Here is an 18,581-nt window from a genome sequence, read left to right as displayed (position 1 = left end):
CATTCCAGTTTCCTTGCGCGAACGACTCACTCCGCCAACTCAGGCTTGGCAGAAAGATCCTCAGGCGACTTGATCGACATGCCCAGGGCATCTGCAACGCCTTTGCCGTAGGCCCGGTCGCAGCGCGTGCAGTTGTCGATGTGCCGCTGCTTGATGAAGTCCGGAGCGCCCATGATGTTTCGCGCGGTGTTCTCAAACAGCAGCTTCTGTTTTTCAGCCGTCATCAGCTGAAACAGCTTGCGCGGCTGGCTGTAGTAGTCGTCGTCATCCTCGCGGAAGTTGAACATGGCCGCATTGCCATCAATCTTCAGCGGCGGCTCTGCGAACTCGGGCTGATCCATCCATTGACCGAAGCTGTTGGGCTGGTAGTGCGGAAGACCACCGTAGTTCCCGTCCGAACGGCCCAGTCCATCACGGTGGTTGCTCATCACCGGACACTTGGCAGCATTCACCGGAACCTGTTGATAGTTCACACCCAAACGATAGCGCTGCGAATCGGGGTAATTGATAAGCCTCGACTGAAGCATCTTGTCCGGGGAAACACTGATGCCGGGCACCAGGTTGGAGGGCGAGAAGGCTGCCTGCTCGACGTCCATGTGGTAGTTCTCGGGATTCCGGTTCAGTTCGAACTCACCCACCTCGATAAGCGGGTAGTCCCCCTTGTACCAAACCTTGGTCAGGTCGAAGGGATGAACATGATAGGTTTCCGCGTCTGCCTCGGGCATGACCTGCACGAACATCTTCCAGCGCGGGAAGTCCTTGCGCTCGATCGCTTCGAAGAGGTCTCGCTGATTGCTTTCCCGGTCATCGGCCACCACCGCCGCAGCATCGGCGTCGGTAAGATTCTCGATGCCCTGCTGCGTCCTGAAGTGGAGCTTGACCCAGTAGCGCTCGCCGGCTTCGTTCCAGAAGCTGTAGGTGTGGCTGCTGAAGCCGTGCATATGCCGGTAGCTCTTGGGGATGCCCCGATCGGACATCACCACCGTTACCTGGTGCAGCGCCTCTGGCAGTAGCGTCCAGAAATCCCAGTTGTTCGTCGGCGAGCGCATGTTGGTGTGCGGATCACGCTTGACGGCCTTGTTGAGGTCAGGGAATTTCTTGGCGTCGCGCAGGAAGAACACGGGGGTGTTATTGCCCACCATGTCCCAGTTGCCTTCCTCGGTATAGAACTTGAGTGCGAAGCCACGAATATCACGCTCGGCATCGGCGGCGCCCCGCTCACCAGCCACGGTGCTGAAGCGGGCGAACATTTCGGTCTTCTTGCCCACTTCGCCAAATATTTTCGCGCGCGTGTAGCGGGATATGTCGTGGGTAACGGTGAACGTGCCAAACGCACCGGATCCCTTGGCATGCATCCGGCGCTCGGGAATGACCTCGCGCACGAAGTTCGCGAGCTTTTCATTCAGCCAGACATCCTGCACCAGGACCGGTCCGCGCTTGCCGGCGGTCATCGAGTTCTGGTTGTCCACCACGGGGGCACCGAAGGCCGTCGTCAGGTGGGTTACCGGGCACTTTCCATTGTTCGGGGCTTTATCGGTCATGACCAATTCCTCCAGGTTGTGGGAGTGAAATCCAGCTTACACCCGGAGCCGCAGAAGCAAGCTCCTGGCCAGATGCGTGATGCTGGAGGGTCAGCGGTGGCGAGCCTCGTTGTAGCCCTCCGCAAAACCATCACGGAATCCTTGAATAGCCTCGGGAGCCACCAGGCCGAAAACCAACAGGACAGTGCCGAGCAGCATCCAGTTGCGATTGAGCTTGCGATAGCCCAACGCAAAGAACACCACACCGAAGATTAGTAGGACCACCTGAAAAATCGCCACACACGCTCCTTGAGAAAAGTTAATCCTCCACTTCCGCCCCAATTGGATTGGTCTTGCTTTCGACCATTGGGATGGTCCCTGATAATTTGAAATCGGCGCCTAGTTCGCGTCAACCCGCGTAAGGGCTTCACCTTGAACGACTCGCTAGGCGCCGGCGAGCTGCCCTTCCATCACTTGTCAGCGATGTCGAAAACTGCGCGGGCGACGTGGCTCCCCAGCACTATTGCCAAGCCAAGGATTGCCCCTACCAAGAGGGGAAGCCAGGATATTAGTGCGAGGATAGGTAGCAGCACTCCAAATAGAGTAAGGATGAGAATCAGCAAGCAAAGCGCTGTGATCCCCCAACCAGCAACTGCCACGACTGAAGCAATGGTGCGTGCAGCTTTATAGCGAGTCATACGTTACCCTCTGGCGCCTATTGTCCGAGCTCGGCCGACCCGTCGAGCGGGCGGGCCTGAGAGATCTGTTCCCGTTTGCCGCCACCAGAACATGGCCTCGGCATGAAGAAATTGCTATGTGCTGCGTCCGATAATTCTGTGAGACTTTCTGGTGGGCAATAGCAGCCCGTTCTCGAATTCAACCAGCGCTGGAACCTTCTCGTCCGAGAGCACCACCATTTCACAGGGCCACTCACCGCTTTGGGGGTTCCAGCCGAACGGCCTGCCAAAGTGCAAATTCCAGAGTGTCCTGCCGTCGCGCATCTCGCCAGCGACTACGATACTGTCCGAGTCGCTGCGGTCAACGGTCAGCTTGATCAGGCCTTTAACCCGGCGGCCAGTTCGCGTTGCCCGGGCAGCGCGCTTCAGGTCGGGTAGCTGCGTTGAGATAGCGATAGCCAGTAGTCCACTGACGCCCGCAACAAACAAGAAGAAAACGTTCAACTGCGCGTGACTGGATTGGCTGAACGCGTACACCGCGGCAACTCCGACCAGAGCGCACACGACGACTACGGTCCTTAGCGGCCAAACTTCCCCAAATCGTCTCAAGTAGGAAATTTGCTGTTCCAGGCTCAACGCTTGGCCTGTCTCCCCCCTCAACTGCGATTCGGTCATGGCAGGGTATGGCACCTAAGTTAATCTGACCCGCGCAGCGGCTTAAGCTTGAACGAATGATTCGGCCTACGGTACCGCAACAGCTGAGTACCAATCTGCGTACGGCGTGTTCTTGGCCAGGTACCGATTGAAGTCCTTGGCTCCGTCAGTCCACCAAACGGGACCGCGTTCGCCTAGGGCAATCTTAGCTGTATTTACAGCGCTACGAGCGGCGGCAAGTCGCTTCTCGTCTCGGGCTCGACTGGCAGCTTTGACCGCCCGGCGCGCATCCATGAGTGCACTGACGAGCCTTGCCCGAACCTCAGGTGCGAGATCCGGATTCGCCGCCCGCCATAAACGGTCGCGAACTACGATGTAGCGACCGTCAGGTGTGGTGAGTGGATCCAAGTCGGCTTGAATGATTGGTCAACCCCCGTACCGCCAGGCGTGGCCACACGCTTGGCAATGCATGCGGGAAGCTCTGGCAGGAAATGGAGCACTTGCGAGTAAGAAGGTCGCAATTGTCAGCGCGCGTTGCCCCAGCGGAACTGACCCAACAACCTCTCCGGAACCGCAAGTCGGGCAGGCGTCCGCAGCGTCAGGATGCTCCGCCAGCAAGTCTGCCTCAAGGGAGCCAGCGTGGTAGTCCGCTACGATTTTTTGGGCCTGTGCCAGATAGGCGGCAGGGACCTGCAGCGCAGCCCCACCCAGCGCAACCGACAAGGGCCAATTGGCGATGATGTGCTGATCTCCCGCGACGGTTGCAGGAATGCCCTCGGACTCGAGCCGCGCCCTGAGAACATGGGCCTCCCAAGGGTCGAAATAACGGCCGACGGTTGTAAGCATGATCTAGCGGGCTAATGCCTGAGTTAAGCCTGGACGCAAAGAAGCCTCGGCTTGAACGAATGGTTCGGCCGTTCCATGCCGAGTAGTTTCTCTTTGCGTCATGCCAGGCAATCGATCCAATCAAGTGCCATGTGAATTAGAAGTCCTGCGCCGATCAGATGCGATATGCGTGCTGCTGAATGGAGCCTCGTATTGAGCTGATCTTTCCTGGCGATGAGAGGAAGAAGAAAGAGAGCGACGTAGAGACAAATGGCAAGTGATGTGTGCAGCGGGTGGAAGCCGATAGAACACCGATTGGGATCGTAGATTGGATTGGCGAGCAGGTGATCCGCATCAACCAACATGGTCGCGACCATGATCAATGAAGCGCTGCGCCACCTACTGCGATAGAACACAAGCGCGACGAGCATAGGGACGATGAAGTGGAGGGCGATATGGCTCATGACTGCAAAGGGACAAAACCTTGAGTTAAGCCGCGCCGCGGGGACTTCCTACGCAAAAGTGGACACCTGATGGTTAGGCGCAGATGCTACCCGAAGAAGCAGCCGAATTCGTCCTGGGCGACGAGCGATAGAAACTCCTCGACCTTCGTGACATGTGGCGCAGGAGCGTATCCATGCCATTTGAGGTCTGAGCGCTTCCAGAAAATGCGCCAGCGGCCCGTGGTCTTGACGTAGGTGGCCTTTGCGACAGGTCGGTGCTGCAATTCGCCGGGGGAACCGCGCCATCGAGGCCGAACCTCACCAATCTCTACGCTCTGCCCGTTGATGAAATAGAAAAGATCCAGTTCCGGGCGAATGTGCGGCGGCGGTCGATGACGCTCGATGAAGGCATCAAGCGCGTTCTTCAAGCGTCTCGCTTCGAGTTCACCAAAGGCCATAAGCGCCTAACGTCCGAGTTAAGCCGACCCACGCAGTGGGTTCGGCTTGAATGACTGGTTAGGCCAGGTGCGTCCATAGCCCGATGCAAAATAAGGCAAGCGATTGAGAAAAAACGACCAGCAATACGCCGCCCTGACGAACCGCCGCAGCGGAGACTAGCCCAGCGAGCAGAGATACCGCCACCAATGGCACGGCTAGAGTGGCAAGAGTGAAGACATCGTGGCCGCGGCCAGTGAGGGCGACTGCTGCGATGAAAGTGACAAGGAACGTAGCTATCGCCGCGACCATCAGTCGGTGAGCGAAGCCTCTATGCCCGTTGTCACTGGTTGGACTAGCCCATCTCGAAATCATGCGGCCTAACTCTTGAGTTAAGCCGAACCACGCAGTGGGTTCGGCTTGAATGATTGGTTAGGCGTGCCCATTAGGTCAGCGCCAATCGCAGCCTGAGGAAGTCACCCCGTTCCGCGTAACGGGAGTTTACCGCGGCAAAGAGCTGGGTAATGCCAAGGGCAATCTCCGGGAACTTTGCTGCGAACTCGCCGTAGCCAGCGAGCATTACCTCTAGGGCTTCATCACGACCTAGAACGAACGCGGACATGCCACAGTCCTCGTCAAGATAGCTGAGGCAGTCAATCCACGCGTCGCCATTGTTGCCGTAGAAGCTAGGAAAGCCGAAGGCAGCACGAGAGGCCGAATGGAAGTCAGCCCAGCTGGAGATGTTCTTCATCAGAAGCGATGCATACGCCATAGCAGGCCTAACACCTTTATGTCTTTCGATTCTTATAGCCTAAGTGCCGAGAGCCCGGTGTGCGAGCCCGATAACACCTCGGTGTAGCCGCACCGTAACTCAGCATGGGCCGCACACCGGCGCTCACGGCCTCCGCCCGAACAGTTGCGCGAGGTTACCCTCGCACCGATAAGCGTGGGCTGGCCGTGAGGTCTCTCGGCATTCCAACTCTAACGGAGAATGGCGATGAGTTCAGTCGGGATCGACGTGGGAAAGGCCGCGCTGGATGTGGCGGTGCATGGCCACAAGGGCGTTAAGCGGTTTGCCAATGCTCCGGCCGGGATTCGAGCCCTGGTCCGGCACCTGCAGGCCAAGGGCGCGACGCGGGTCGTGCTCGAGGCGACCGGCGGTTACGAGGAGGCTGTTCTTGCGGCCTGTGCGGAAGCCGGCCTTTGGGTGGCTCGCATCAACCCGCGGCATGGCCGGGATTTCTCCCGGGCGACGGGCCAGCTGGCGAAGACCGATGGGCTCGATGCCGCGATGCTTGCGGAGATGGCGGACGTGTTCCACGCCCGGCTTCGCCAACACCGGCCGATCGCGCCGTGGCAGGCGGAACTGCGCGGCTGGCTGCGTCGGCGCCACCAGGTGACCGAAGCGATCCAGCGCACAAGACAGCAGTTGGCCATGACCGATGCCGTGATCCGGCCGCTGATGCGTCGCACGCTCGCCGCGCTGCAGCGCGAGCAGAAGGCCGTGGACACCGCGATGAAGGCGCTGGTCCACGAACACGCAACGCCCGCCGTCGGCTCGTCGAAAGGCCTGGGGCCGATGTTCCAAGCGACCATGCTGTCGCTGATGCCCGAGCTGGGTGAACTGAGTCGGCAACAGGTGGCCAAGCTGGTTGGCGTCGCGCCGATGAACCGCGACAGCGGCCAGAGCCAAGGCAAACGAAGAATCCAGGGCGGCCGTGCCGAGGTACGCGTCGCGCTCTACATGGCTACGCTGTCGGCCGTGCGTTGGGATCCGCCGATGAAAGCGCATTACCAGCAGCTGCGCGCCCGCGGGAAGATCGCCAAAGTTGCGCTCGTAGCCTGCATGCGGAAGCTGCTGGGAATCGTCAACGCCAGGCGCAGGGATGAGCTTCGGATGGACGCCGTGCCTACCGCCTGAAAGGTCTGGCTGGGCCAGTGTTCAAGACAGTTGCTGAGTTAAGCCGCGTGCCGGAGGCACGTCGGCTTGAATGATTGGTTAGGGCCCGTGCCCGTACTCGCGTACGTGCGGCTCGTAGAATGAAACGACAGAGACCATTTGGCCAATGTCAGATACCACCAGCCACTCGTGGAACTCGGGAACGCCGCTAGACGTCATGAGATATCGATCAGACACCGCATCCTTCCAGCCGCCGCCCAACACCCGAAATACTACATGACGGCCGGAAAGGGACGCATCTATCAGACCTACCATGTCGCCCTCGTCCATTGCTTGGAACGCTCGGACAAACGGGAAGTGCACTTCGGCGTAGGGGCCCCGACCGCCTGCGGCTCGGAGAACTATTCGAAGTCCAGTTTCGGAGTTGCTTATCTCAGCAACGCTTGAACCGTCGAACCAATCGATCTCGGTTCCAACAGGCTCGGTGAGAGTCTTCATTCGGGGCCTAACACCTAAGTTAAGCCGCGTGCCGGAGGCACGTCGGCTTGAATGATTAGTTAGAGCTCAACCACGGCAATTGTGCCCGCAACCGTTGCTATTTGCTCCGCCAATTGAATCGCGTCTTGCAGTGTCTCGTCTGTGCCGTGTGAAGCGGTAAGCAGGAAGTAGGAGTTGGTGCCGTCGCCAATACACAACCCATCAATCTCGTCTTCGATCTCCGCCGCATCCTCACCAACGACGCCTACGTAGCCAACACCCTCAGCGATCCAGGTGCCCACCAGCTCGGGCAGGTGAGATCGCGAACCGCCAAGCGAGTGGAGAACGATCTTGCGAGGTGCGTCCACTGAGGTCTAACACCTTAGTTAAGCCGCGCCGAAGGCGTCGGCTTGAATGATTGGTTAGGCCGCAGTCGCCGACATAGGAAATGTGTAACAAGCGAAACAGCTGCGCCACACAGAACTGCGAAGAAGCCCAAAGATAGCTCAAAAGGTAGAAGGAGGACCCCCGGCAAGACGCCGAGCATGAGCACATAAGGCCAGCGAGCGCGATTATGCCGCAGCAGGCCAACATAGCCTGGTGCGCCGTAAAGCACTGCCGGCAGAAGCCCAATAATCGCGGTGTATCCGAAACCTAACTTTGCCGAGGCAGCCGGATCGAGAATGGCGTTGGAATGAAGAACAGAATCCGCGGCACCATAAGCGGCCATAGCTCCGGCGACAGCAAGCAGCGCCAAGAGTGCAGACGCCTCAACAATCATCAGTTGGCGGAGGATTGTCATTTGCGGCCTAACACCTTGAGTTAAGCCGCGCCGAAGGCGTCGGCTTGAATGATTGGTTAGGCTCCATTTAACGGTCTAGCCGACCAGACAGGCAAGTACTCCTCGCAAGTCCAAGCCTCCGTGAACCAGCACGCCCGGACTGCGGCGTAAGTATTTGGCCTTGAGCAAATGCCCTCTGAAGTGCACTGGCCGGAAAACGTGACAGATGCGCCTGGATCCAGTTTGGTGTCATGGACCATGAGCACCATTCCGTCTGGTGATTCCGGGAATGCCTCGGGATTGGGTGATCGAACCACGTGGAACGTCAGATAGGGATTGAGATAGAGAATGGGTCGAGCCGAATCGTTGCGCAGCTCAAGGACGTAGTCTCCTGTGCTGCGGTCGTAGGAGCGAACCGTAAGCGAAGCCGAACTAGTGACCGGCGGCAATGTTGCGCAGCCCACCAACGCAAAACTGAGCGCAGCGATCGCCAAGAATCTTTGCATCGCGCCTAACACCTTTATGTCTTTCGATTCTTATAGCCTAAGTGCCGAGAGCCCGGTGTGCGAGCCCGATAACACCTCGGTGTAGCCGCACCGTAACTCAGCATGGGCCGCACACCGGCGCTCACGGCCTCCGCCCGAACAGTTGCGCGAGGTTACCCTCGCACCGATAAGCGTGGGCTGGCCGTGAGGTCTCTCGGCATTCCAACTCTAACGGAGAATGGCGATGAGTTCAGTCGGGATCGACGTGGGAAAGGCCGCGCTGGATGTGGCGGTGCATGGCCACAAGGGCGTTAAGCGGTTTGCCAATGCTCCGGCCGGGATTCGAGCCCTGGTCCGGCACCTGCAGGCCAAGGGCGCGACGCGGGTCGTGCTCGAGGCGACCGGCGGTTACGAGGAGGCTGTTCTTGCGGCCTGTGCGGAAGCCGGCCTTTGGGTGGCTCGCATCAACCCGCGGCATGGCCGGGATTTCTCCCGGGCGACGGGCCAGCTGGCGAAGACCGATGGGCTCGATGCCGCGATGCTTGCGGAGATGGCGGACGTGTTCCACGCCCGGCTTCGCCAACACCGGCCGATCGCGCCGTGGCAGGCGGAACTGCGCGGCTGGCTGCGTCGGCGCCACCAGGTGACCGAAGCGATCCAGCGCACAAGACAGCAGTTGGCCATGACCGATGCCGTGATCCGGCCGCTGATGCGTCGCACGCTCGCCGCGCTGCAGCGCGAGCAGAAGGCCGTGGACACCGCGATGAAGGCGCTGGTCCACGAACACGCAACGCCCGCCGTCGGCTCGTCGAAAGGCCTGGGGCCGATGTTCCAAGCGACCATGCTGTCGCTGATGCCCGAGCTGGGTGAACTGAGTCGGCAACAGGTGGCCAAGCTGGTTGGCGTCGCGCCGATGAACCGCGACAGCGGCCAGAGCCAAGGCAAACGAAGAATCCAGGGCGGCCGTGCCGAGGTACGCGTCGCGCTCTACATGGCTACGCTGTCGGCCGTGCGTTGGGATCCGCCGATGAAAGCGCATTACCAGCAGCTGCGCGCCCGCGGGAAGATCGCCAAAGTTGCGCTCGTAGCCTGCATGCGGAAGCTGCTGGGAATCGTCAACGCCAGGCGCAGGGATGAGCTTCGGATGGACGCCGTGCCTACCGCCTGAAAGGTCTGGCTGGGCCAGTGTTCAAGACAGTTGCTGAGTTAAGCCGCGCCGAAGGCGTCGGCTTGAATGATTGGTTAGGCGGCAGTCTAGTAGCCATGGCTGCCGCCAGCGGGCACGTCATCAACAAAGATGCGATACGTTTGCCGGCGGGCACCTGCAACTAAGAGCGGCCTAATTTTCTCAACCCGGACTGTGCGGCCTTCGATGCGCCGCTCCCAAGACTGAGTAAGCCGGAAAGAGAAGTGCGTGCTCAGGCTCATCGGGTGTTGCAGCCAGACGCTGTCCTTAGGGGTCTCGATTCTCATGCCTCCGAAGAACCACCCTCGTAGAAGCCTGGCCGGCGCATCTCCAATTGAGAATTCGATATCCACGGATCTCTCCTCTGACGCCTAACACCTAATAGGCCTCGAACTTGAGGCATAAATGCGTATGGTTCTCTGAAAAAAGCTTGCCGGTCAAGTAGCTTTATTCTCAAATTCAACCGCTTACCGACTCCCGCATTGCGGGATCACGATCGGCCGTCCGCGGAGGGCCTCATTAGTGGGATATATCTACTTATTGGAGCGTCTGAGGGCGCATATCGCGAATGCAGTTTCGGCAAGAGCGTTGTCCCAGCTAGCGCTGCGCGCGTGCGCCTTGTCCTCGCCCGCACAAACAGCCCAGATCAAACCATCTCGCCCGTCTGCAGTCGCCACAGGGCCGCGTACGCGCCGTCGCGCGCCACCAGTTCATCATGGGTGCCTGACTCCACGATTCGGCCAGCGTCCAGGACATGGATAGCGTCTGCGTGCCTGACCGTACTCAGGCGATGCGCCACCACCACCGTGGTTCGGCCGCGGGCGGCGACGGCGAGGGAGCGCTGGATGGCGGCTTCGGTTTCGTTGTCCACCGCCGAGGTTGCCTCGTCGAGCACCAGGATGGCCGGGTTGCGGTACAGAGCGCGGGCCAGGGCTATGCGCTGGCGCTGGCCGCCGGACATTTGGCTGCCGCGCTCGCCGACCGGACTGTCGTAGCCGTCCGGCATGGCGGCAATGAAGGCATGCGCTTCGGCGGCGCGCGCAGCGGCCTCGACCCGCGCACGGTCCGCGCCGCGTTCGCCATAGGCGATGTTGTCAGCGACGCTGCCGTCGGTAAGAAAAGCTTCCTGCGCGACGTAGCCGATGGCACGGCGCAGCGCCGCGGGATCCAGGCCGGCGATATCCGCACCGTCCATCAGGATTCTTCCGCGATTAGGGTCAATGAAACGCAGCAGCAGTTTCAGCAAAGTGCTCTTGCCGCCGCCGGTGCCGCCAACCAGGGCAACGGTGGCGCCGGCCGGCACCGCCAGGTCGATCGCATGGACGGCCGGACGGCCGTCGTAGTCATGGCCCACCGCCTCGAAGCGCAGCGCGCCCTTGGCAGGGGAAGGCAGGGGATCGCTGCCGCGCGCGGGCACCGGGGTATCCAGCAAGTCCATGATGCGATTCACCGAGGCCATCGCGCGCTGGTACAGGTCGGTCATGTCGGCCAGGCGGGTCAGCGGCCACAGCAGCCGCTGGGTCAGGTACACCAGGGCGGAGTAGCTGCCCACGCCCAGCTCGCCGCGCAGGGTGAGGATGCCGCCGTAAAGCAAGGTCGCCACGAAGCCGGCCAGGATGGCCATGCGGATCACGGGCGTGATGGCCGCCGAGAACCGGATCGCCTCGGCATTGCGGGCGCGGAAGCCGTCCGAGGCCTCGCGCAGGTGGGCCGCCTCGAAATCCTCGGCGGTATAGGCCTGGATCGTGGCCATGCCCGCCAGATTGTTGTTGAGCCGGGCCGATACCGTGGCCGCGGCCTCGCGCGCGCCGGCATAGCGTGGCGCCAGCCGCTTCTGGAACCAGAACGCGCCGATCAGGATCAGCGGGATCGGCAGCATGGCCAGCGCCGCCAGGTCGGCGGTAAGCACGAAGAACACCGCGCCCACCAGCAGCGACGACACCAGCACCTGGATCAGGTCGTTGGCGCCGGTGTTCAAGAATCGCTCGATCTGGTTCACGTCCTCGTTCATCAGCGCCATCAGCCGGCCGCTGCGCTCGCGCTCAATGATCGCCGGCGGCAGTTTCTGGACATGCCCATAGGCCGCTTGCCGCAGCGAATGCTGCAGGTCCTGGGCGAGGCCGCGCCACTTCAGGGCGTACAGGTATTCGAACAGGGACTCGGCCACCCAGACCACCACCGTCAGCGCCACCAGGGCGTAGAGCTGGTGCAGGGGGTCGGGCAGGCCGAAACCGGCCATGAACGAGTCCTCCTGGTTCACCACCACGTCCACCGCCACGCCGATCAGTAGTTCGGGCAGGACGTCGAAGATCTTGTTGAGCACCGAGTAGACGGTGGCCAGCACGGCATTTCGCCGCTGGGGCCGGGCGAAGCCGGCCAAACGGCGCAGCGGGTGGGTCGCGGGCATGCGCTCTCCGGGAAATTCGGGCTGGGACAAGCGCTCAGTGTCCCACGGGGATACACTGGCACGATGCTGATCGCCTTCAATAAACCCTACGGTGTGCTCTCGCAGTTCACCGACAAGACGGTGCCGCCGCGGCCAACTCTGGCCGGCTTCTCGCTGCCACCGGACGTTTACGCCGCCGGCCGGCTCGACCAGGACTCCGAAGGGCTGCTGCTGCTCTCGGACGAAGGTCCGCTGATCGCGCGCATCAGCTCGCCCAAATTCCACTGGCCCAAGACCTACCTGGTGCAGGTTGAAGGTGAGGCGGGGGACGAGCATCTGGCGCAGCTGCGCAGCGGCGTCACCCTGTCCGACGGCGTCACCCGGCCGGCCAAGGCGCAGGTGCTGATTGGTGCGCCCGACTGGCTCTGGCCGCGCGAAACCCCGGTACGGCGGCGCAAGACGGTGCCCGACAGCTGGATCGAGCTGACCATCACGGAAGGCCGGAACCGCCAGGTACGGCGCATGGCCGCCGCGGTGGGCCTGCCCTGCCTGCGCCTGCTGCGCATCGCCGTCGGCCCGCACCGGCTCGAAGGCCTGCCGCCGGGGCAGTGGCGGGAATTGACGCAATAGCCATGGGTCCACCGGAGAGCCAGGGGATGATTTTCCAGGATCATTTCTCGGGGCACGCCGCCGAATACGCGCGGGCACGACCCACCTATCCGAAGGAACTATTTGCCTGGGTTTCCGACCAGTGCCGTCATCATGACCTGGCCTGGGACGTTGGCTGCGGCAACGGCCAGGCCAGTCTGGCGCTGGCGCACCACTTCCAGCGCGTGCATGCCAGCGACGCCAGCGAAGCCCAGATCGCCGCCGCGCCGGTCGACCCCCGCATTACCTGGCGGGTGGAATCGGCCGAACACAGCGCCCTGCGCAACCACAGCGTCGACCTGGTAACAGCCGCGCAGGCCTACCACTGGTTCAATCAGGAGCGTTTTTGCGCCGAGACCCTGCGGGTGCTGCGTCCGGGCGGCGTAGTGGCGGTGTGGTGCTACGGCCGGACGCGGGTGGACCACGGCGTGGACGATGTCTTCGACACGCTCTACCACGAGCGGCTGGGCGGCTACTGGCCACCTGAGCGCCGCCACGTGGACGATGGCTACCGGCACCTGTCTTTTCCATTCGAGCCGATCAGCGATGCACCGCGCTTCGAAATGACGCTGCAATGGGACCTGGCCCAGTACCTGGCCTACCTGCGCACGTGGTCAAGCAGTCAACGCCTGCTGCGCGAGACCGGCCGCGACGCGGTATCAGAATTGGCCGGGCAGTTTGAAGCGGCTTGGGGCGGGCCCGAGACGCGTCGCGAAGTACGCTGGCCGCTTTCCATTCGCGCCGGCCGCAGCCCCGACGAGCTGTAGGAGGGCCTTCAGGCCCGAAGCTTTTGGCGAAGAGCTTCGGGCCTGAAGGCCCTCCTACAGGAATTACTTCTTGGCGGCTTTCTTGGCCGGGGCTTTCTTGGCTGCAGCCTTTTTAGCCGGTGCCTTCTTCGCGGCCGCCTTCTTGGCGGGCGCAGCCGACTTCTTCGCTGCGATCTGCTTGGAGGCCTTCTTCGCTGCCGGCTTCGCGGTCGCTGCCTTCTTTTTCTTGTTGACCATGTAGACGGCGGCGCCCACGGCGGCCAGGGTAGCGGCGGTTACAGCGGCGCCCACCGGATGCTTGCGCACCGTCTTCACCGCGGCCGAGCCGCCCTTCTTGACCGCAGCCAGGCTGGCGCCGGCGCCAACCAGGGCGCTGGCTTTGCTGGTGAGGTCGGAATTCTTCCAGGCCTTCTTGGCCATATCGCTACCGTCGCTGAGCTTGGCCAGCGCGGTCGAAACAATCTTGCTCGTTTTGCTCGTCTTGCTCATGGCGGATCTCCAGTAGGTTTAGGGGAGGGTTTGTGCAATAGCCTGAACAGATTACGCCCAAAAACATGAACGGCGCACCGCACGCATCCCGGCCTCAGGTGCCGCGGGGCTTGGCCCGGTGGGTCGCGGTGGCGGTCCAGGGGTCGTCCGGCCAGGGGTGACGGGGGTAGCGACCTTTCATTTCCCTGCGTACTTCCGGGTAGGTGTTGGCCCAGAAACTGCGCAGGTCCTGGGTTACCTGCAGCGGCTTTCCGCCCGGGGAAAGTAGATGCAAGGTCAAAGACACCCGGCCGTCGGCAACGCGTGGCGTGTCGGCCAGACCAAACAGTTCCTGCAGCTTCACGGCCAGCACCGGTGCCCGACCGTGGCCATAGTCGATGCCACGCTCCATGCCCGAGGGCACGGTGATACGGCGCGGCGCCAGGGTGTCGAGCTTCTGCCGAAGCGACCAGTCCAGGGTCGAACGCAGTGCTTCGCCCAGCGCCTCCTCATCCAGTGCGTCCAGGCGGGTCTTGCCGATGAAGGCAGGCTTAAGCCACTGCTCGCGGCTGGCGAGCAGCGCGTCATCGGACAGGTCGGGCAGGCCCAGCTCGGGCAGCCAGTCGCGCAGGCAGCGCACGCGCTCGCGCCACTGGCGCAGGCCTTCGGTCCAGGGCAGCGCGTCCAGACCCAGTTCGCCCACGGCGTCCGACAGCGCCTGCGCGGCCAGGGCCGGGTCAGGCCGACCGGCCGGTTTGCTTTCCAGCGTGATGCGGTCGAAGCGTCGTTCGCGGCGAGCCACGAGCGCGCGCGCGGCCCCGTCCCAACGCACCACGTCGCCTTCGAAAAAACGCGTCGGGAAGTCGCGCAACAGGCGCGCTTCGTCCACCGGCGCGGCACGAAGCACCAGTGAGTCCTTGGCCTCGAAGCGCAGCTCGCTGACAACGATCCAGGGCTCGCCGAACAGCGCACTGTCGTCGAATATTCGCGCCATGCGGCCGTTGGCCAGCTGGTAGCGGCGCGGTTCGCCCGGATGCTGCCGGGCAATGCGGTCGGGGAAGGCATGCGCCAGCAGGTCGCCGAGCAAATGCGCGGGCGCGTCTGCGGGCGGCAAGGCCTCGCAGCGCAGGCGGCGACGCCATTGCTTGGCGGCACTGTCGATCGCGGCCAAGGCGCCACGATGCGCATCGGGCCCGACCCGGCCGCGCCGGAACGCGGCCAGCGCCTGCCATCGGCTGGCGATGTCGTCTTGTCGGCTACGCAGCGGATCGCGGGCTTCCACCAGCGCGGCCAGGTCGCAGGCCAAGGCACGCTCGGACGCCACGCGCGGCGCTTTCAGCATGGCCGCCAGGCGCGGGTGCGTGCCCAGTGCCATCAGCTCGCGGCCGAAGGCGGTGATGCGCAGCACCTCGTCGAGTGCGCCCAGGCGCTGCAGGAGTTCGCGCGCTGCCGCCAGCGGGCCGGGCGGTGGTGCATCCACGAAGCGCAGGTTGGCGTCGCCCCAGGCGGCAAGCTCCAGGGCCAGGCCGGCGAGTTCGACCTGGGCGATCTCGGGTGTTCGCATGGGTTCAAGCCGCTGCGACTGCGGCCACAGCCGATAGGCCCAGCCCGCGGCAACACGACCGGCGCGGCCGGCGCGCTGGTCGGCCGAAGCCTGCGAGATGGCCACCGTATCGAGGCGCGAGAAGCCGGAGTTGGGTTCGTAGCGCGGCTCGCGCGCCAGGCCGGTGTCGATCACCACGCGCACGCCCGGCAGGGTGACCGAGCTTTCGGCGACGTTGGTGGCGAGGATGATGCGGCGGCGACCTTGCGGGTCTTCGGCGAGGGCGGCGGTTTGGGCTTCGAGGGGGAGGTCGCCGTGGAGGGGGAATATGGCGAGTCCGCCCCCCTCTCCCCGGCCCTCTCCCACAAGGGGAGAGGGAGCAGAGCCGCTTTGAAGCCCCTCTCCTACAAGGGCAGAGGGAGCAGAGCCGCTTTGAAGCCCCTCTCCTACAAGGGGAGAGGGAGCAGAGTGCGGGGGAGCGGCGCCGCTTTGAAGCCCCTCTCCCCTTGTGGGAGAGGGGTTGGGGAGAGGGGAACCCGCCAACACCCTCTCCGCCTCCAGAATCTCCCGCCGCCCCGCCAAAAACACCAGCAAATCCCCAGGATGCTTCGCCAACGCCTCCGCCACGCACCGCTTCAACTGCGCGACCGCAGGCTCCTCCCGCCGCGCCGGAAAATGCGCCACGGTCACCGCATAGCTACGCCCCGCGCTGGTCAGCCGCGGCGCATCCAGGAACCGCGCCAGTTTCTCGCCGTCCAGCGTCGCCGACATCACCAGGAGCCGCAGGTCCTCACGCAGCGCCGACTGCACGTCCAAAGCCAAGGCCAATCCCAGATCACCGGCAAGGTGGCGTTCGTGGAATTCGTCGAACACGATGGCCGCGACCCCGTCCAGGGTCGGGTCGTCCTGGATCATCCGGGTGAGGATGCCTTCGGTCACCACTTCAATACGTGTGCGCGCCGAAATTTTTGACTCGAAGCGAATCCGGTAGCCGACGGTATCGCCCGGCGCTTCACCCAGCTGGCGCGCCATGAATCCGGCAGCGGCACGGGCGGCGACGCGGCGCGGTTCAAGCATGAGAATGCGGCCATCGCCGCGCCAGGGCGCCGACAGCAGGGCCAGCGGCACCTGGGTGGTCTTGCCGGCGCCGGGAGGCGCCTCGAGCACGAGTCGGGGATGAACTTCCAAGCTAGCCAGCAGCTGCGGCAGCAGCTCGGCGATCGGGAAATCGGGGCGGGTGGCGGTGGGGTTCACCGCGCTAGGCTAGAGAGCGCGGCGCCGCGCGTCGAGTCGAATCCCTGTCAGGGCGGCTAGACTTGCCGTCTTTCGAACCGGACCGTGCCATGGACTTGATCGACATCGGCGCCAACCTGGGCCACGAAAGCTTCGACGCCGACCTCGACGCCGTGCTGCAGCGCGCGGTGCTGGCTGGCGTGACGCGGCTGGTGGTCACCGGGGCCAGCCGCGCCGGTGCAGCGCGCGCGCTGGAACTGGCCAAGGCGCATCCCGGCCTGCTCTGGGCCACGGCCGGCATCCATCCGCACCACGCCACCGAGTGCACCGCCGAGGGCATCGCCGAGCTGCGCGCGCTGCAGGCCGAGCCCGAAGTAGTGGCGGCCGGCGAGTGCGGCCTCGATTACCACCGCGACTTCTCGCCGCGGCCGGTCCAGCGCAGCGCTTTCGAACGCCAGCTCGAGCTGGCGGCGGAATCGAAGCTGCCGCTGTTCCTGCACCAGCGCGACGCGCATGGTGACTTCATGGGAATCATGAAGGCCTTCGAAGGCCAGCTCGGCCCGGTGGTAGTGCACTGCTTCACCGGCACCCGCGCCGAATGCTTCGACTGCCTCGACCAGGACTGGCACATCGGCATCACCGGCTGGCTTTGCGACGAGCGCCGCGGGAAGCACCTGCGTGAATTCGTGAAAGACATCCCGGCGCACCGGCTGATGGTGGAAACCGACGCGCCCTACCTGCTGCCGCGGACGGTAAAGCCGATGCCCAGCCACCGCCGCAACGAGCCGATGTATCTGGCGCACATCGTCGAGGAATTGGCGCGCGATCGCGGCGAAGAGGTCGCGGTCACTGCGGCCGCGACGACGGCAACGGCGGCGGCGTTCTTCGGCTTGCCCGCACCCGCGCCATGACGCATTGGCTGCCCACCGCCTGGCAACGCCTTCGCCGCCCTTCGGCCGCCGGCGTGGGCAACGCGCGCTGGCGTGTATTCGCAGCCTCCTGTGCACTGCTCGGGCTGGTGGCGCACCTGACCCTGCTGCCCTGGTTCCTCTGGCGCGGCGTGCCCGAGCTGGTGGTCTACAGCCTGCTTACGCTGCCGGTATACCTGTTCGCCGGTTGGGTGTTCGTGCTGCGGCCGGGCCTGCCGCGAGGCTGGCACCTGGTGGGCACCGTGGGCGTGGGCCTCGAGCTGGCGGGCCAAGGCCTGATGGCGACCTGGCTGTTGGGCTGGGGCGCCGGCTTCCACTACTACCTGCTGCTGGTGCCGCTGGTGATCCTGTTCTCGCCGTTCGGAAAGCCGCTGCAGCGTGCGCTGCTGTCGGCGGCGGTGGGCTTGGGCTATCTGGCGCTCTGGGATGCCAGTGGCCGGTTCGCGCCGGTATATACCCTGCCAGCGGACGAACTGCGCGGCTATCTCGCGGCCAACTTCGCACTGGTGTTCGTGGTGGTGATGGCGATCGGTTTTCTGTTCGAACGCGCGGCGACGCGCATGGAGCGCGAACTGGACTGGGAGCGCGAGCGCTCCGAGCGCCTGCTGCTCAACACCCTGCCGGCGGCAATCGCGCAGCGCCTCAAGGACGCGCCGGAGCAGGCCATCGCCGAGCGGCATTCCGACGTGTCCGTGTTGTTCTGCGACATCGTCGGCTTCACCCAGCTAGCCGAACGCCTGGACCCGGAACAGCTGGTGGCCCTGCTTAACCAGGTTTTCACCGCCTTCGACGACCTGGCCGATGCGCACGGCGTGGAGAAGATCAAGACCATCGGCGACGCCTACATGGTCGCCGCCGGACTGCCGACGGCGCGCGCCGACCACGCCCATGTGCTCGCCGCGCTGGCGCTGGGCATGGTGGATGCGGTGCGCACGCTGCGCGCGGACACCGGCGCTGCGCTGGACGTGCGCATCGGCATCCACAGCGGCGCTGTGGTGGCTGGCGTGATTGGCCGGCGCAAGTTCGCATACGACCTGTGGGGCGACGTGGTGAACACCGCCGCCCGCATGGAATCGCACGGCGTACCGGGTGCGGTGCAGGTGACGGAAGTCACCGCCCGCCTGCTGGGTGACGCCTACCCGCTGTCGCCGCGCGGCCAGCTCGAGATCAAGGGCAAGGGCGACATGGCGGTCTACCTGCTGCAGCCGCCCGCCTGATGCCCCG

At 63.7% G+C, this 18,581-nt stretch carries 21 protein-coding genes; 6 read left to right on the top strand and 15 right to left on the bottom strand.

The annotated features are described in order from the left end of the window. Nucleotides 1-26 precede the first annotated feature (26 nt). The 8 genes from ACYVGY_RS09140 to ACYVGY_RS09105 all read right to left on the bottom strand — a co-directional run bounded on the left by ACYVGY_RS09140 (nt 27) and on the right by ACYVGY_RS09105 (nt 5,305). Entirely contained in the window at nt 27-1,541 is a 1,515-nt protein-coding gene (locus ACYVGY_RS09140; RefSeq protein ID WP_460457179.1) for a catalase, read from the bottom strand. A gap of 90 nt (nt 1,542-1,631) precedes the next feature. Further along, complete coding sequence (locus ACYVGY_RS09135) at nt 1,632-1,820, bottom strand: hypothetical protein (RefSeq protein ID WP_460457178.1); 189 nt, start codon at nt 1,818-1,820, stop codon at nt 1,632-1,634. A 512-nt stretch (nt 1,821-2,332) separates the two neighbouring features. Next, complete coding sequence (locus tag ACYVGY_RS09130) at nt 2,333-2,872, bottom strand: hypothetical protein (RefSeq protein ID WP_460457177.1); 540 nt, start codon at nt 2,870-2,872, stop codon at nt 2,333-2,335. 66 nt (nt 2,873-2,938) lie between these two features. Continuing rightward, complete coding sequence (locus ACYVGY_RS09125; protein WP_460457295.1) at nt 2,939-3,271, bottom strand: hypothetical protein; 333 nt, start codon at nt 3,269-3,271, stop codon at nt 2,939-2,941. Between the two features lie 6 nt (nt 3,272-3,277). Then, complete coding sequence (locus ACYVGY_RS09120) at nt 3,278-3,697, bottom strand: putative signal transducing protein (protein ID WP_460457176.1); 420 nt, start codon at nt 3,695-3,697, stop codon at nt 3,278-3,280. A 98-nt stretch (nt 3,698-3,795) separates the two neighbouring features. Next, nucleotides 3,796-4,140: a DUF6122 family protein gene (locus ACYVGY_RS09115; RefSeq protein WP_460457175.1), complete on the bottom strand. Its 345-nt coding sequence runs from the start codon at nt 4,138-4,140 to the stop codon at nt 3,796-3,798. Nucleotides 4,141-4,226: 86 nt separating this feature from the next. Then, complete coding sequence (locus tag ACYVGY_RS09110; RefSeq protein WP_460457174.1) at nt 4,227-4,577, bottom strand: DUF3024 domain-containing protein; 351 nt, start codon at nt 4,575-4,577, stop codon at nt 4,227-4,229. Nucleotides 4,578-4,999: 422 nt separating this feature from the next. After that, nucleotides 5,000-5,305: a barstar family protein gene (locus ACYVGY_RS09105; protein WP_460457173.1), complete on the bottom strand. Its 306-nt coding sequence runs from the start codon at nt 5,303-5,305 to the stop codon at nt 5,000-5,002. 240 nt (nt 5,306-5,545) lie between these two features. Here ACYVGY_RS09105 and ACYVGY_RS09100 point away from each other — a divergent pair, with 240 nt between their 5' ends. Next, a complete protein-coding gene (locus ACYVGY_RS09100) occupies nt 5,546-6,475 on the top strand; it encodes an IS110 family transposase (protein WP_460457172.1) in 930 nt (309 codons plus the stop codon). 78 nt (nt 6,476-6,553) lie between these two features. Here the strand turns inward: ACYVGY_RS09100 and ACYVGY_RS09095 are convergent, their stop codons facing one another. From ACYVGY_RS09095 to ACYVGY_RS09085, 3 genes are read right to left on the bottom strand one after another with little or no spacing between them, the layout of a single operon-like run. Further along, nucleotides 6,554-6,952 (bottom strand): hypothetical protein, encoded by a 399-nt coding sequence (locus tag ACYVGY_RS09095; RefSeq protein WP_460457171.1) that lies wholly within the window; start codon nt 6,950-6,952, stop codon nt 6,554-6,556. Between the two features lie 59 nt (nt 6,953-7,011). Further along, nucleotides 7,012-7,299: a hypothetical protein gene (locus ACYVGY_RS09090; RefSeq protein ID WP_460457170.1), complete on the bottom strand. Its 288-nt coding sequence runs from the start codon at nt 7,297-7,299 to the stop codon at nt 7,012-7,014. Nucleotides 7,300-7,313: 14 nt separating this feature from the next. Beyond that, nucleotides 7,314-7,733, bottom strand: coding sequence for a hypothetical protein (locus tag ACYVGY_RS09085; protein ID WP_460457169.1), 420 nt, complete (start codon nt 7,731-7,733; stop codon nt 7,314-7,316). 708 nt (nt 7,734-8,441) lie between these two features. Between ACYVGY_RS09085 and ACYVGY_RS09080 the strand changes: the two genes are divergently transcribed. Beyond that, complete coding sequence (locus ACYVGY_RS09080; RefSeq protein ID WP_460457168.1) at nt 8,442-9,365, top strand: IS110 family transposase; 924 nt, start codon at nt 8,442-8,444, stop codon at nt 9,363-9,365. Nucleotides 9,366-9,451: 86 nt separating this feature from the next. Here the strand turns inward: ACYVGY_RS09080 and ACYVGY_RS09075 are convergent, their stop codons facing one another. Further along, entirely contained in the window at nt 9,452-9,736 is a 285-nt protein-coding gene (locus ACYVGY_RS09075; RefSeq protein WP_460457167.1) for a hypothetical protein, read from the bottom strand. Between the two features lie 293 nt (nt 9,737-10,029). Next, nucleotides 10,030-11,790: an ABC transporter ATP-binding protein gene (locus tag ACYVGY_RS09070; RefSeq protein ID WP_460457166.1), complete on the bottom strand. Its 1,761-nt coding sequence runs from the start codon at nt 11,788-11,790 to the stop codon at nt 10,030-10,032. Between the two features lie 63 nt (nt 11,791-11,853). Between ACYVGY_RS09070 and ACYVGY_RS09065 the strand changes: the two genes are divergently transcribed. Then, on the top strand, nt 11,854-12,399 hold the full coding sequence (locus ACYVGY_RS09065; RefSeq protein ID WP_460457165.1) for a pseudouridine synthase: 546 nt from the start codon (nt 11,854-11,856) through the stop codon (nt 12,397-12,399). Nucleotides 12,400-12,425: 26 nt separating this feature from the next. After that, entirely contained in the window at nt 12,426-13,184 is a 759-nt protein-coding gene (locus ACYVGY_RS09060; RefSeq protein WP_460457164.1) for a class I SAM-dependent methyltransferase, read from the top strand. A 63-nt stretch (nt 13,185-13,247) separates the two neighbouring features. On the opposite strand, the gene ACYVGY_RS09055 is transcribed toward ACYVGY_RS09060, so the two are convergent. Next, complete coding sequence (locus tag ACYVGY_RS09055) at nt 13,248-13,673, bottom strand: hypothetical protein (RefSeq protein ID WP_460457163.1); 426 nt, start codon at nt 13,671-13,673, stop codon at nt 13,248-13,250. Between the two features lie 94 nt (nt 13,674-13,767). Beyond that, nucleotides 13,768-16,449, bottom strand: coding sequence for an ATP-dependent helicase HrpB (gene hrpB / locus ACYVGY_RS09050; protein ID WP_460457162.1), 2,682 nt, complete (start codon nt 16,447-16,449; stop codon nt 13,768-13,770). Nucleotides 16,450-16,538: 89 nt separating this feature from the next. On the opposite strand from hrpB, the gene ACYVGY_RS09045 reads away from it, so the two are divergent. Both ACYVGY_RS09045 and ACYVGY_RS09040 read left to right on the top strand, forming a co-directional pair. Then, nucleotides 16,539-17,339, top strand: a complete 801-nt coding sequence (locus tag ACYVGY_RS09045; RefSeq protein WP_460457161.1) for a TatD family hydrolase — start codon at nt 16,539-16,541, stop codon at nt 17,337-17,339. Then, nucleotides 17,336-18,574, top strand: a complete 1,239-nt coding sequence (locus ACYVGY_RS09040) for an adenylate/guanylate cyclase domain-containing protein (RefSeq protein WP_460457160.1) — start codon at nt 17,336-17,338, stop codon at nt 18,572-18,574. The genes ACYVGY_RS09045 and ACYVGY_RS09040 overlap by 4 nt, the downstream gene beginning before the upstream one ends. Nucleotides 18,575-18,581: the final 7 nt, after the last annotated feature.

The sequence above is a fragment of the Arenimonas alkanexedens genome (assembly GCF_054781355.1).
This window is presented reverse-complemented; position numbering and strand designations above follow the sequence as displayed.